The sequence below is a fragment of the Pseudomonas sp. YNh genome (assembly GCF_037993085.1).
Taxonomy (GTDB): domain Bacteria; phylum Pseudomonadota; class Gammaproteobacteria; order Pseudomonadales; family Pseudomonadaceae; genus Aquipseudomonas; species Aquipseudomonas putida.
The window spans coordinates 67,882-80,903 of the sequence record NZ_JBBMRJ010000007.1; the positions used below are offsets into that span (position 1 = coordinate 67,882).

Below are 13,022 nucleotides of genomic sequence, written 5' to 3' on the forward strand. Positions count from 1 at the left end.
TGTCATCAACCTGCGGGAGCTGGCTTGCCGGCGATAGGGCCCTTGCAGGTTAAATGGCCCTGTCAGCCAAACTGCTTCTGCTGTTGCTGCTGCTTGGCCACCAGTTCGGATGCGGCGATGTAGGCATCCTGGAACTCATCGCTTTCCAGCCAGGCCATGGTGGCCTCTTCGTCAGCGCCGTCCAGCCATTTGCGGTAGGCGTTGAACACCAGCACGATGTAGTCGGTAGCGTGCTCTTCCTTGTGCCCCTTGAGCACCAGGGCCAGCAGCGGGTCCACCAGGAATACCGAGATCATCGGCACCAGGCCGCCTGCCTGGGCTTCCTTCATCTTCTCGAACATCGCGTCGTAGCTGCCCGACTCCATCGCCTTGTTGAACACCTGCTCGACGCTGGCGCTGTCGCCGGCACTGGGCTTGACCGCCTGGCCGCTGCGCACCATGCGGTTCTGCTTGGCCTTGCTGGCGGCGCGCTTGGCGCGTTTCTGTTGCTTGGTAGGGGTGGCCATGGGGTGAATCCTTGGGGTGTCTGAAAAGTGCGCGTATTGAAGCGCAGTTGCAGGGGAAACCCAAGTGTTGTGCAAATGTGCCGCTGCGCGGCCCATCGCCGGCAAGCCAGCTCCCAAAGGTACTGCGCAACATTCCAGGTCGGTGCAAACCCTGTGGGAGCTGGCTTGCCGGCGATGGGCTGCAAGGCAGCCCCGGCAATCTAACTGGCTACCCCTATCGGTTCATCCTCCTCGAATCCCAGCGATGCCCGACCCACCAGCAGCGCATCCGGGGCATGGGCCACGCTGTGGTCCTTGCCTGGGTAGTCCAGCGAGTGCAGGAAGTGGCGGATGCAGTTGATCCGCGCGCGCTTCTTGTCATCGGACTTGATCACTGTCCACGGCGCATCGGCGGTGTCGGTGTGGAAGAACATCGCTTCCTTGGCACCGGTGTAGTCTTCCCATTTGTCCAGCGACTTGATGTCGATGGGCGAGAGCTTCCAGTGCTTGAGCGGGTCGTCCCGGCGCGAGATGAAGCGGCGCAGTTGCTCTTCGCGGTTCACCGAAAACCAGTACTTGAACAGCAGGATGCCGCTGTTGCACAGCATGCGTTCCAGGTCTGGCGCCTGGCGCATGAACTCCAGGTACTGCAGCGGCGTGCAGAAGCCCATTACCTTCTCGACCCCGGCGCGGTTGTACCAGGAGCGGTCGAAGAACACCATTTCACCCGCTGTAGGCAGGTGCTGGATGTAGCGCTGGAAATACCACTGGCCCTGTTCCTGCTCGGAAGGCTTCTCCAGTGCGACGATGCGTGCGCCACGTGGGTTGAGGTGCTCCATGAAACGCTTGATCGTGCCGCCCTTGCCTGCGGCATCGCGCCCCTCGAACAGGATCACCACACGCTGGCCGGTTTCCTTCACCCAGCTTTGTACCTTCAACAGCTCGATCTGCAGCGCATGCTTGGCCTTTTCGTAGTCCTGGCGTCGCAGACGGGTACGGTAGGGGTAGCTGGCCGGCAGGCGCGCCGAGGTGCTGTCTTCGTTGCTGCCCTTGGGGGCGGTGGCAACTTCCAGCGCAGCGGGTTGCTGGCTGATGCTGGCGATCGTCGGCTCCGGCTTGCGCTGGCGTGGGCGGCGCGTGCGGACTGGAGTGATGGCGGGTTCGCTGGGGGCGGGGAGCAGGAGGGGGGATTCTTCGCTCATGGAGGTCCTTGCTGGTCGATACGGGTGTCCGTCTTCGATTATGAAGGTGAGCGAGTGATGGCTATTTGATGCTGGTCAATGAGCAAAAATTACAGACAACAAAAAACCCGCACTAGGCGGGTTTTTTGTTGTCGCTTCGGGTAACTTTGCAACCACCAGAAGCTGAAGGTGGTGCCCAGAGACGGAGTCGAACCGCCGACACGAGGATTTTCAATCCTCTGCTCTACCGACTGAGCTATCTGGGCGACGAGGTGAATTAAATAGATTTCCGGACCGCTCGTCAACGACTTTTTGAAAAAATTTTAAATTAATTCCGTCGCTTACGATTTTTGGGGTCATTCGGCCGGTGGAACGTAGCCTTCCGCCTGGGCGTATTCTTCGCCGGCGAAAAACTTGTCCATCTCTGCCTGGAGGAATTTGCGGTCCTCGGCATTCATCATGTTCAGGCGTTTTTCGTTGATCAGCATGGTCTGGTGCTTCTGCCAGTCTGCCCAGGCTTTCTGCGAGATGTGTTCGAAGATGTCCTGGCCCTTGGCGCCGGGGTAGGGCGGGCGCTCCAGGCCTGGCAGTTCTTCTTTGTACTTGCGGCACATCACGGTGCGGGTCATCGGGCATCTCCTGCAATCAGTTCGTCGGCTGCGCGTTCAAGCAGCTTTTTGACCGGGGCGGCGAGGCCCAGGCGCGGCGGGGTGGCGAGGTTATACCAGAGCCAGTCGGCCTCGGCCACGTGCTCGCCGACCAGGTCGACGCGCACCAGCCAGGGCTCGATTGCCAGCTGGAAGTGGCTGAAGGTATGGGTCAGGCCTGCCATGGCCCGGCTGCCTGCCAGGCGCAAGCCGTGCTGATAGGCCAGGTCGTCGAGCTGTGCGAGGTCGTCCAGCTCCGGCAGGCTCCACAAGCCACCCCAAAGGCCGCTGGAGGGGCGGCGATAAAGCAGGATGGCGCCTTCGTGGTTGGCCAGCAGTGGCATCAGCGTGCGCCGTTGTGGCAACGCCTTGCGCGGCTTGGGCTCCGGGTATCGGGTTTCTTCACCGTGCAGGTGCGCCTCGCAGCCGCGCTGCAACGGGCAGATCAGGCAACTGGGCTTGCTGCGGGTGCACAGCGTGGCACCCATGTCCATCATGGCCTGGGTGTAATGGTTGGCGCGCTCCAGCGGGGTAAAACGCTCGGCCGTGGCCCACAGCTGGTTGGCCACCTTGGGCTCGCCAGGGTAGCCGGCCTGGGCGGTGTAGCGGGCCAGCACGCGCTTGACGTTACCGTCCAGGATCGGCGCGCGAATGCCCATGCTGATGCTGGCGATGGCGCCGGCGGTGGAGCGGCCGATGCCGGGCAGCTCGGTGAGCTGCTCGACACTGCGCGGGAACTCGCCGCCATGTTGCGCGACGACGATCTTTGCCGCCTTTTGCAGGTTGCGTGCGCGGGTGTAGTAGCCCAGCCCCGTCCACAGGTGCAGCACTTCATCCTCCGGCGCCTCGGCCAGGGCCTGCACGGTCGGCAGGGCCTGCATGAACCGGTCGAAGTAGTTGAGCACGGTGCTGACCTGGGTCTGCTGCAACATGATTTCCGACACCCACACCCGGTACGGGGTGATGCCCTGTTGCCAGGGCAGGTCGTGCCGGCCGTGCTCGTCGTACCAGTCCAGCACAGCGCTGGAGAACTGCTCGGGGCTCATCGCTTGAACAGCCCCTTGAGTGCGTCTTTTACTTCCGGGCTCACTTTGTCTCCGAGTTTTTCTTCGAGCTTTTCATCAATCTTGTCTTTCAGGCGGTTGCCGGCCAGCTTGGCGGCAACTTTGCCCATGCCGCCCTGGTCCAGGCGGCAGGCCTTGGCGCCCAGCTCCAGCGGGCCACGGCAGCGCAGCGGCACTTCAACGCCCACGTAGCGTTCGTTGACCTGGCAGGCCGGGTCCGGCATGGCGCGCTGGTCGCCTTCGACAATCACGCCAACGTTGTAGTCCATGCCCAGCACACGCAGGTCGAGGTCGCCATGGCCGTTGACGGTCAGGCCCGGGATGCGCGCCTTGAGGTCCGGGTTGCTGGCAACGCCATTGCGCACCACCAGGCTGCCGCGCAGTTCCTGGAACGGGGTGTCCTTGCCGCGAGGCTCGCCGCTCAGGGTCTTGCGGTTGAGGGTGGCGATGGCCTGGCACAGCTGCTGTTCCAGGTTGGCATTGACCAGCACGCCATCATTGATGGTGAAGTTGGCGCTGCCGTTCAGGGTGTCGACCAGGGCTTTCTGGCTGTTGCCGCTGGCGGTCAGGTCGCTGGTCAGGGTCAGCAGGCCTTTGACGGGTGGTACCTGGTCCTTGCCTTCGGTCTTGATGAAGTGCTCTACCGGCACCCGCTGGATGTTGGTGTTCACACCCAGTTGCGGTACGGCAGGGCGCACGTCGACCGTGCCCTTGGCTTCGAAGGTGCCGTTGTACAGCTCGCCGCGCAGGGTTTGCAGGGTCAGCAGGCCGCCTTGGCCAATGGCCTTGAGCTGGGCGTCTTCGATCGGCAGCTTGTCCACGGTCAGCGAGCCAAAGGCCAGGTCTGCTTGCAGGTCGAGGGCGCGCAGGCGGTCGACCGGCAGCAGTTTGTCGTCGCTCCAGGCCACCTGGGTCGGGGCGTTGGGCAGTGGTGTGGTGCCGGCACCGGCCACGGCGCTGGCTTCTTGCTGCTTGACCTCGGCCTGGCGCGCGGCAGTGGCGCCCTTGGCCTCTTCGCTCTTGGCTGGCAGGTAGCGGTCAGCGTCGAAGGTATCGCCCTTCAGTTGCAGGCGCAGGGCCTGCTTGGCGAAGTCTTCCACGGCCACACGGCCACTGAAGGTACTGTCGTCCAGCTTCACGGCCAGGTCTTCCAGGGCCAGGCTGTTTGCCGTGCCCTGCAGACGGGTCACCAGCTCCAGCTTGGCGAAGGCTGCCGGGTCGTTGGTGGCTGGCAGCGTGCGGCCGATGCTGTCGAGGAAGGTGCGCAGGTTGAACTGGGCGATGGACAGGCCACCGCTCAGCTGTGGTGCCTTGTCCAGGTCGCGCACATTCAGCTCGCCCAGGGCGCGCAGCTGGTTGGCCGAGACTTTCAGGCCGTTCCACGAGGCGACATTGGCTGCCAGGTCGACCAGCAGCTGGCCCTGGGCGGCGAAGGTCACGGTCTTGCCGCCGGTTGGCTCACCCGAGGTTTCGCCCGACAGGCGCATGTCTTCGAAGTTGTAGCGCTTGAGCTTGCGGTCAAAACGCAGCTCGCCGGCCAGTTCGGTGCGGGCCTTGATATTCGGCTCGCTGGCGCTGATGAAGGCACTGGCCTTGAGCGGAATGTTGGCGCCTTCGTGGACCGGCCCCGTGCTCAGCTGGATGCTCTCGGCGCTGTAGCTCTGGCCGGTCTTGGCATCGGTGTACTGCACGCGGGCGTTGTTCACGGTCAGGCTGTCGATGTCCAGCTTGACGGCCCGCTCGTTGCCGTTCGCAGGCGCCGGCTTCTGTTCGGCAGTTGCCTGGGCGGGGGCATTGGCCTGCGCATCGGCAGGGGTGCCGTTCGGCGCGGGCAGCGGCTTGCCGATGTCTTCCCAGTTGCCATGACCTTGCTCGTCGCGGGCCAGGGTCAGGTTCAAGCCTTCGACGCGCACGTCGCTCATCTGCACTTCGCGGCGCAACAACGGCAGCACACGCACGGACAGGCCGAGCATTTGCAGGTCGGCGAACGGCTCCTTGGGTTTGGCCAAGGTGGCGATGCTTGCTTCGTGCAACTCCAGGCCCAGCCACGGGAACAGGCTCCAGCCGATGTCGCCGTTGAGGGTCAGCTCGACGTGAGCCTTGTCCCGTGCCAACTGGCGAATCTCGTCTTTGTAGTCGTTGGGATCAAAGAGGTGGGTCAGGGCGAAGCCCAGCGCCACGATGATCAGCAGCAACCCGAGAAGCCCCAGTCCCAGGATTTTGCCGAACGCTTTCATGGGCGAGTCCTTGTAGTCCGTTAGTGAATTCAGGCGACAGAGTATAACGCCGCGGTGGTTGTCCCTGCTTATTCGACTAGAGATACAGGGCTTTTCCTACGGTTGAAGCAGATGGTACGGCTTTCGGTGGGCAAATGTTTGCCTGTGCTGGCCTCTTCGCGGGCATGCCCGCTCCCACAGGTACAGCACAGGCCTGAAGGGTGTTGAAAATCCTGTGGGAGCGGGCGAGCCCGCGAAGAGGCCGGCACAGGAGAGAGGACCGTTTCAGCAACGCGAAAAATCACGATATCAGATTGCTTTCACGCCACTTGGCTCTGCTAATCTTGCGCCGCTTTGCGAGCACCCACCCTATAAGAAGGATCAGATCCATGACCAGTACCGTCGCGGCGGGAGCCTCGGCCAGTGCGCCAGGCTTCCTGTCGAAGGAGCGCATCATCGCCCGCCCGGGCTTCAACCGCTGGCTGGTCCCGCCAGCCGCCCTGGCCATCCACCTGTGCATCGGCATGGCCTACGGTTTTTCGGTGTTCTGGCTGCCGTTGTCGCAAGCCCTCGGCATCACCGCGCCCGTCGCCTGTGCGCCAGACATGGGCTTCATTGCCCGCCTGTTCAGCGCCGAATGCGACTGGCCGATCTCGATGCTGAGCTGGATCTACACCCTGTTCTTCGTCTTCCTCGGCTGCTCCGCGGCAGTACTGGGTGGTTGGCTGGAGCACGCCGGGCCGCGAAAGGCGGGCCTGGTGTCGGCACTGTGCTGGTGTGGCGGCATGCTGATCTCGGCCATTGGCGTAAAAACCCACCAACTGTGGCTGATGTGGCTGGGCTCCGGCGTGATCGGCGGCATCGGCCTGGGCCTGGGCTATATCTCCCCTGTGTCCACGTTGATCAAGTGGTTCCCGGACAAACGCGGCATGGCCACCGGCATGGCGATCATGGGCTTCGGTGGCGGGGCCATGGTGGGTGCACCGCTGGCCACTGCGCTGATGGGGCATTTTGGCAACGAGCACGAAGTGGGCGTATGGCAGAGCTTCGTCGCCATGGCGGCGATCTACTTCGTCTTCATGACTGCCGGCGCGCTGGCTTACCGAGTGCCGCCGACCGGCTGGAAGCCCGAAGGCTGGAGCGCCCCGGCGAAAAAAGCCGGTAACACCATGGTCACCGACCGCCATGTACATGTCAGTGTGGCGTGGAAAACCCCCCAATTCGCGCTGATCTGGCTGGTGCTGTGCCTGAACGTGTCGGCGGGCATCGGTATTCTCGGCATGGCGTCGCCCCTGCTGCAGGAAGTGTTCGCCGGCAAATTGCTGGGCAACGAACTGACCTTCAGCCAGCTGAATGCGGCCCAGTTGGCACAGATTGCCGCGATCGCCGCCGGCTTCACCGGCCTGCTGAGCCTGTTCAACATCGGCGGGCGGTTCTTCTGGGCATCGTTCTCCGACTATATCGGGCGCAAGAACACCTACTTTGCCTTCTTCGCCCTGGGCGTTGGCCTTTACAGCCTGGTGCCGAACATGGGGCACCTGGGTAACGTGGCGCTGTTCGTGGCCGCGTTCTGCATCATCCTGTCGATGTATGGCGGCGGTTTCGCGACCGTGCCGGCGTACCTGGCTGACCTGTTCGGCACGCAGATGGTCGGCGCCATTCATGGTCGCCTGCTGACTGCCTGGGCTGCGGCGGGCGTGCTGGGGCCGGTGTTGATCACTTACCTGCGCGAGTCTCAGCTGGCAGCGGGTGTAGAGCGCGCAGCGGCTTACGACATGACCTTGTATATCCTCGCCGGCCTGCTGGTGCTGGGCTTTATCTGCAACATGCTGGTGCGCCCGGTGGCCGACAAGCACTTCATGAGCGATGCCGAACTGGCGGCCGAGCGCGCGCTGAGCCATGACAAGGGTGCCGATGGGGCGCGGTCGCTGGAGTGGAAGGCGGCGCCGGGGAGCCTGCCGTTGGTGCTGCTGGCCTGGGCGGTGGTGGTCGTGCCGCTGGCCTGGGGTGTGTGGGTGACACTGCAGAAGACTGCTGTCCTGTTCCATTGATGTAACTGCATGGGGGCGCTTTGCGCCCCTTTCGCGACGCAAGGCCGCTCCCACAGGGACCGCGTAAGCTTCAGGGTTGCGCGGTCCCTGTGGGAGCGGCCTTGTGTCGCGATGGGCTGCAAAGCAGCCCCCATTACGCAGTTGTATAGACCTGTAGCAGCATCCAGCCCCCGTAATTCCTCGCTTTGCCATATGTCATCCGCGTTTCAAGCTGGCGCGTTCTGGGCCTATAATGGAGCCCTTTTCGCCCAATGATTTTGCGGAGCTGGTGATGGTCGAACGTAAGGCTTCCGTCGAGCGCAATACCCTGGAAACCCAGGTCAAGTGCTCGATCAACCTCGATGGCAGTGGCAAGGCCCGATTCGATATCGGCGTGCCTTTTCTTGAACACATGCTGGACCAGATCGCCCGCCATGGCCTGATCGATCTGGATATCGAGTGCAAGGGTGACACGCATATCGACGATCACCATACCGTCGAGGACGTCGGTATCACCCTGGGCATGGCTTTCGCCCAGGCCATCGGTGACAAGAAAGGTATCTTCCGCTACGGCCACGCCTACGTGCCGCTGGATGAAGCGCTGTCGCGTGTGGTCATCGACTTCTCCGGTCGCCCTGGCCTGCAAATGCATGTGCCGTATACCCGTGCCAGTGTTGGCGGCTTCGATGTCGACCTGTTCCAGGAATTCTTCCAGGGCTTCGTCAACCACGCGCTGGTAACCCTGCACATCGACAACCTGCGTGGCCACAACACCCACCACCAGATCGAAACCGTGTTCAAGGCATTCGGCCGCGCGCTGCGCATGGCTGTCACCCTCGACGAGCGCATGGCCGGGCAGATGCCGTCGACCAAAGGGTGCCTGTAAATGCAGACGGTAGCCGTAATCGACTATGGCATGGGCAACCTGCACTCGGTGGCCAAGGCGCTTGAGCACGTTGGTGCCGGTAAAGTGCTGGTCACCAGCGATGCCGCAGTCATACGTGAAGCCGACCGCGTGGTATTTCCGGGCGTAGGTGCGATCCGCGATTGCATGGCCGAAATCCGCCGCCTGGGCTTCGACAGCCTGGTGCGCGAAGTCAGCCAGGACCGCCCGTTCCTCGGTATTTGCGTGGGCATGCAGGCGCTGCTTGAACACAGCGAGGAAAACGCCGGTGTCGACTGCATCGGCATGTTCCCGGGCCAGGTGCGCTTCTTCGGCAAAGACCTGCAAGAAGACGGCGAGCACCTGAAGGTGCCGCACATGGGCTGGAACGAAGTCAGCCAGACCATCCACCACCCGCTGTGGCACGACATCCCCGACCAAGCGCGTTTCTACTTCGTGCACAGCTATTACATCAATGCCGGCAAGCCGGGCCAGGTAGTCGGCCGCGGCCACTACGGCGTCGATTTTGCCGCCGCGCTGGCAGATGGCTCGCGCTTTGCCGTGCAGTTCCACCCGGAGAAGAGCCATACCCATGGCCTGCAGTTGCTGCAGAACTTCGTCGCCTGGGACGGGCGCTGGTAAATGAGCAGGTCGAAAGCCAAGACCCCGGTCATCACGCTGGCCCCCGAGCAGGAGCGCGATGCGCTCGACACGCTCAAGCGCTTCCTCGAAGACCGTTTCGAGCTGGAGCTGGGGTCGTTCGAGGTGGCCGAGGTGCTTGAGCTGTTCAGCAAAGAAATTGCACCCCTTTACTACAACAGGGCGATTGCCGATGTTCAGCTGCACCTCAAGGAGCGGTTCGAGAGCATCGAAAGCGATCTGTGGGCGCTCGAAAAGCCCTGAAACCCTAAGAACAGACAGGTTCCCAAGATGCTGATTATCCCCGCTATCGATCTGAAGGACGGTGCTTGCGTGCGCCTGCGCCAGGGCCGCATGGAAGACTCCACGGTATTTTCCGACGACCCGGTGAGCATGGCCGCCAAGTGGGTCGAGGGTGGCTGCCGCCGCCTGCACCTGGTCGACCTCAACGGCGCCTTCGAAGGCCAGCCGGTCAACGGTGAGGTGGTTACCGCCATTGCCAAGCGCTACCCGACCCTGCCGATCCAGATCGGCGGTGGCATCCGTTCGCTGGAAACCATCGAGCATTACGTCAAGGCTGGCGTCAGCTACGTGATCATCGGCACCAAGGCGGTGAAGCAGCCAGAGTTCGTCGCCGAAGCGTGCAAGGCCTTCCCCGGCAAGGTCATCGTTGGCCTGGATGCCAAGGACGGCTTCGTCGCCACCGACGGCTGGGCCGAAGTGAGCACCGTGCAGGTCATCGATCTGGCCAAGCGTTTCGAGGCCGATGGCGTCTCGGCGATCGTCTACACCGACATCGCCAAGGACGGCATGATGCAGGGCTGCAACGTGCCTTTCACCAAGGCACTGGCTGAAGCCACCCGCATTCCGGTGATCGCCTCGGGCGGCATCCACAACCTGGGCGACATCAAGGCCCTGCTGGACGCCAAGGCCCCCGGCATCATTGGCGCCATCACCGGCCGTGCCATCTACGAAGGCACCCTCGATGTCGCCGAGGCCCAGGCCTTCTGCGACAACTACCAAGGCTGAGGACTGAACCATGGCACTGGCCAAGCGCATCATCCCTTGCCTGGACGTGGACAACGGCCGGGTGGTCAAGGGCGTCAAGTTCGAGAACATTCGTGATGCCGGCGACCCGGTGGAAATCGCCCGTCGCTACAACGAGCAGGGTGCCGACGAAATCACCTTCCTCGACATCACCGCCAGCGTCGATGGCCGCGACACCACCCTGCATACCGTCGAGCGCATGGCCAGCCAGGTGTTCATCCCGCTAACCGTGGGCGGTGGGGTGCGCACCGTGCAGGACATCCGCAACCTGCTCAATGCCGGTGCCGACAAGGTTTCGATCAACACGGCTGCGGTGTTCAACCCGGAGTTTGTGGGCGAGGCGGCGGACCGTTTCGGTTCGCAGTGCATCGTTGTCGCCATCGATGCCAAGAAGGTGTCCGGGCCAGGTGAAACGCCACGCTGGGAAATCTTCACCCACGGCGGGCGCAAGCCGACCGGGCTGGATGCAGTCGAGTGGGCGAAGAAGATGGAAGGCCTGGGTGCTGGCGAGATCCTGCTGACCAGCATGGACCAGGACGGCATGAAGAACGGCTTCGACCTGGGTGTTACCCGCGCCATCAGTGATGCGCTGGGCATTCCGGTGATTGCCTCGGGGGGTGTGGGTAACCTGCAGCACCTGGCTGACGGCATTCTGGAAGGGCATGCCAGCGCGGTGCTGGCGGCCAGTATCTTCCACTTTGGCGAGTACACGGTGCCGGAGGCCAAGGCCTACATGGCTTCGCGCGGTATCGTCGTTCGCTGATCCATTGATTGGGGCCGCAACGCGGCCCCAATTGCCTCAACCGTGGTTCTTGCCGAGCAACGCGTGATAAAGCTCGGTATCCCCAAGAATCCCCACCACCCTGTCGTTATCCTGCAACACCAGCTTGTTGCCGGTCTGATAACGAATCTGCAGCGCCTCGCGCATGCCGATGTCGGCGTGCACCACGGTCGGCCTGCGCTCCAGCAGCTCCACATCCTGCCCCGGTGCCCAGTTCTGCATGTCCAGCCCGTTCTGGCCCTGGCGTGCACGCTTGAGCGCGCCACCTTCGCCCAGGTCCAGCCACGAATCGATACCCGGGTCCAGGCACACCGAGCCATTGACCCGCTTGCAGTTGTCCAGGCTGCGCATCAGGCTGCGGCCGCACAGCACGTTCAGCGGGTTGGTGTGGGCGACGAAGGTACGCACATACTCGTCGGCCGGGTTGAGCACGATCTCCTCCGGCTTGCTGTACTGGATGATCCGCCCGTCCTTCATGATCGCAATGCGGGTACCCAGCTTCAGTGCCTCGTCCAGGTCGTGGCTGACGAACACGATGGTCTTGCTCAGCTTGGCCTGCAGGCCCAGCAGCTCGTCTTGCAGGCCTTGGCGGATCAGCGGGTCCAGTGCCGAGAACGGTTCGTCCATCAGCAGGATGTCGGCATCCATCGCCAGCGCCCGGGCCAGGCCCACGCGCTGCTGCATGCCGCCAGACAGCTCGTCCGGCTTCTTGTTGCGCCACTGGGTCAGGCCCACCAGCTCGAGCTTCTCGTCCACCAGCTTGCGCCGTTCCTTTTCAGGGCGGCCCTGCATTTCCAGGCCAAAGCTGATGTTCTCGCGCACCGTCAGCCAAGGCATCAGGGCGAACTTCTGGAACACCATGGCAATGCGCTTGGTGCGCATCATTTTCAGCTCGGCCGGGCTGCAGTGGGCAATGTCGATGTGCTTGCCTTCGTGCTCGACAAACAGCTTGCCGCGGCTGACGGTGTTCAGGCCGTTGATGCAGCGCAGCAGGCTCGATTTGCCCGAGCCGGACAAGCCCATCAGCACGCAGATCTCACCCTTGTTGATATCAAGGTTGGCCTTTTCGACGCCGACCACCAGGCCAGTCTGCTTGAGGATCTGTTCGCGGGTCTTGCCCTGGTCCAGCAGCGACAGCGCCTCGCGCGGCTTATTGGAGAAAATGACGTCGACGTCTTCGAAACGAATGATGCTCATGCCTCACCCCTTACCGGCAGTTCCGGTTGCTTGCAGATACGGTCGAGCATGATTGCCAGCAGCACGATCGCCAGGCCCGCTTCGAAGCCCAGGGAAATATCGGCGGTGTTCAGTGCGTTGACCACAGGTTTGCCCAGGCCGTCAGCGCCCACCAGGGCGGCGATCACCACCATCGACAGCGACAGCATGATGCACTGGGTGACGCCGGCGGCGATGCTGGGCATCGCGTGCGGCAGTTCGATACGGGTAAGCAATTGGCGACGCGAGCAGCCAAAGGCCTTGCCAGCGTCCATCAGCTCCTGCGGGACGTCGCAGATGCCCAGGTAGGTGAGGCGGATTGGCGCCGCAATGGCGAAGACCACGGTAGAGATCAGCCCCGGTACCACTCCCAGGCCGAACAGGGTCAGGGTAGGGATCAGGTACACGAAGGTGGGCACCGTCTGCATCAGGTCGAGTACCGGGCGCATGGCGGTATAGAACATTGGTTTGTGCGCAGCCAGGATGCCCAGCGGCACGCCAATCACCACGCACACCACCGTGGCGAAGGTCACCTGCGCCAGGGTTTCCATGGTTTCCTGCCAGTAACCCAGGTTGAAGATCAGCAGGAATGACAGGGCAACGAACGCGGTCAGCCCCCACTTGCGCTGGATCAGGTGTGCCAGTCCGGCGAACAGGGCGATGAGGACGAACGGGTTGAACCAGGTCAGGGCACTGGTGACCCCATGGATCATGAATTCCAGGCCTTGCGCGATGGCGTCGAAGTAATTTGCGCCGTTCTGGGTCAGCCACTCGACGAACGACGCGATGTACTGGCCCAGGGGTATTTTCTGATCGATAAGCATGATAGCGAGC

General features: G+C 62.8%; 13 protein-coding genes and 1 tRNA gene. 6 read left to right on the plus strand and 8 right to left on the minus strand.

Going from position 1 to position 13,022, the window contains the following annotated elements:
• Window positions 1-62 precede the first annotated feature (62 nt).
• The 6 genes from WF331_RS09350 to WF331_RS09375 all read right to left on the minus strand — a co-directional run bounded on the left by WF331_RS09350 (window position 63) and on the right by WF331_RS09375 (window position 5,614).
• Window positions 63-506, minus strand: a complete 444-nt coding sequence (locus WF331_RS09350) for a hypothetical protein (protein WP_016497596.1) — start codon at window positions 504-506, stop codon at window positions 63-65.
• A gap of 200 nt (window positions 507-706) precedes the next feature.
• Window positions 707-1,687, minus strand: a complete 981-nt coding sequence (gene ppk2, locus WF331_RS09355) for a polyphosphate kinase 2 (RefSeq protein WP_340622838.1) — start codon at window positions 1,685-1,687, stop codon at window positions 707-709.
• A gap of 169 nt (window positions 1,688-1,856) precedes the next feature.
• Window positions 1,857-1,932: transfer RNA gene (locus WF331_RS09360), tRNA-Phe, on the minus strand.
• 90 nt (window positions 1,933-2,022) lie between these two features.
• Complete coding sequence (locus tag WF331_RS09365) at window positions 2,023-2,295, minus strand: oxidative damage protection protein (protein ID WP_016497598.1); 273 nt, start codon at window positions 2,293-2,295, stop codon at window positions 2,023-2,025.
• Window positions 2,292-3,359: an A/G-specific adenine glycosylase gene (mutY, locus tag WF331_RS09370; protein WP_016497599.1), complete on the minus strand. Its 1,068-nt coding sequence runs from the start codon at window positions 3,357-3,359 to the stop codon at window positions 2,292-2,294. Before mutY ends, WF331_RS09365 begins: the two co-directional genes overlap by 4 nt.
• Window positions 3,356-5,614, minus strand: a complete 2,259-nt coding sequence (locus WF331_RS09375) for an AsmA family protein (RefSeq protein WP_241800391.1) — start codon at window positions 5,612-5,614, stop codon at window positions 3,356-3,358. Before WF331_RS09375 ends, mutY begins: the two co-directional genes overlap by 4 nt.
• A gap of 368 nt (window positions 5,615-5,982) precedes the next feature.
• Between WF331_RS09375 and WF331_RS09380 the strand changes: the two genes are divergently transcribed.
• The 6 genes from WF331_RS09380 (at window position 5,983) to hisF (ending at window position 10,955) form a co-directional block, all read left to right on the plus strand.
• Window positions 5,983-7,644: an OFA family MFS transporter gene (locus WF331_RS09380; protein ID WP_016497601.1), complete on the plus strand. Its 1,662-nt coding sequence runs from the start codon at window positions 5,983-5,985 to the stop codon at window positions 7,642-7,644.
• 271 nt (window positions 7,645-7,915) lie between these two features.
• Window positions 7,916-8,509 carry an imidazoleglycerol-phosphate dehydratase HisB gene (hisB, locus tag WF331_RS09385; RefSeq protein WP_009682881.1) on the plus strand — a complete coding sequence of 198 codons (594 nt, stop codon included), beginning with the start codon at window positions 7,916-7,918 and terminating at the stop codon, window positions 8,507-8,509.
• Window positions 8,510-9,148, plus strand: a complete 639-nt coding sequence (gene hisH, locus WF331_RS09390) for an imidazole glycerol phosphate synthase subunit HisH (RefSeq protein ID WP_016497603.1) — start codon at window positions 8,510-8,512, stop codon at window positions 9,146-9,148.
• On the plus strand, window positions 9,149-9,409 hold the full coding sequence (locus WF331_RS09395; RefSeq protein WP_016497604.1) for a DUF2164 domain-containing protein: 261 nt from the start codon (window positions 9,149-9,151) through the stop codon (window positions 9,407-9,409). It abuts the gene before it with no gap.
• A 27-nt stretch (window positions 9,410-9,436) separates the two neighbouring features.
• Window positions 9,437-10,174: a 1-(5-phosphoribosyl)-5-[(5-phosphoribosylamino)methylideneamino]imidazole-4-carboxamide isomerase gene (gene hisA, locus WF331_RS09400; protein WP_016484508.1), complete on the plus strand. Its 738-nt coding sequence runs from the start codon at window positions 9,437-9,439 to the stop codon at window positions 10,172-10,174.
• Between the two features lie 10 nt (window positions 10,175-10,184).
• On the plus strand, window positions 10,185-10,955 hold the full coding sequence (gene hisF / locus WF331_RS09405) for an imidazole glycerol phosphate synthase subunit HisF (protein ID WP_008091498.1): 771 nt from the start codon (window positions 10,185-10,187) through the stop codon (window positions 10,953-10,955).
• Window positions 10,956-10,991: 36 nt separating this feature from the next.
• Here the strand turns inward: hisF and choV are convergent, their stop codons facing one another.
• The gene (choV, locus tag WF331_RS09410) at window positions 10,992-12,170 is read right to left on the minus strand and encodes a choline ABC transporter ATP-binding protein (protein WP_012270095.1); all 1,179 of its coding nucleotides are present in this window, start codon (window positions 12,168-12,170) and stop codon (window positions 10,992-10,994) included.
• The gene (gene choW / locus WF331_RS09415) at window positions 12,167-13,015 is read right to left on the minus strand and encodes a choline ABC transporter permease subunit (protein ID WP_169725175.1); all 849 of its coding nucleotides are present in this window, start codon (window positions 13,013-13,015) and stop codon (window positions 12,167-12,169) included. The genes choV and choW overlap by 4 nt, the downstream gene beginning before the upstream one ends.
• Between the last annotated feature and the right edge of the window lie 7 nt (window positions 13,016-13,022).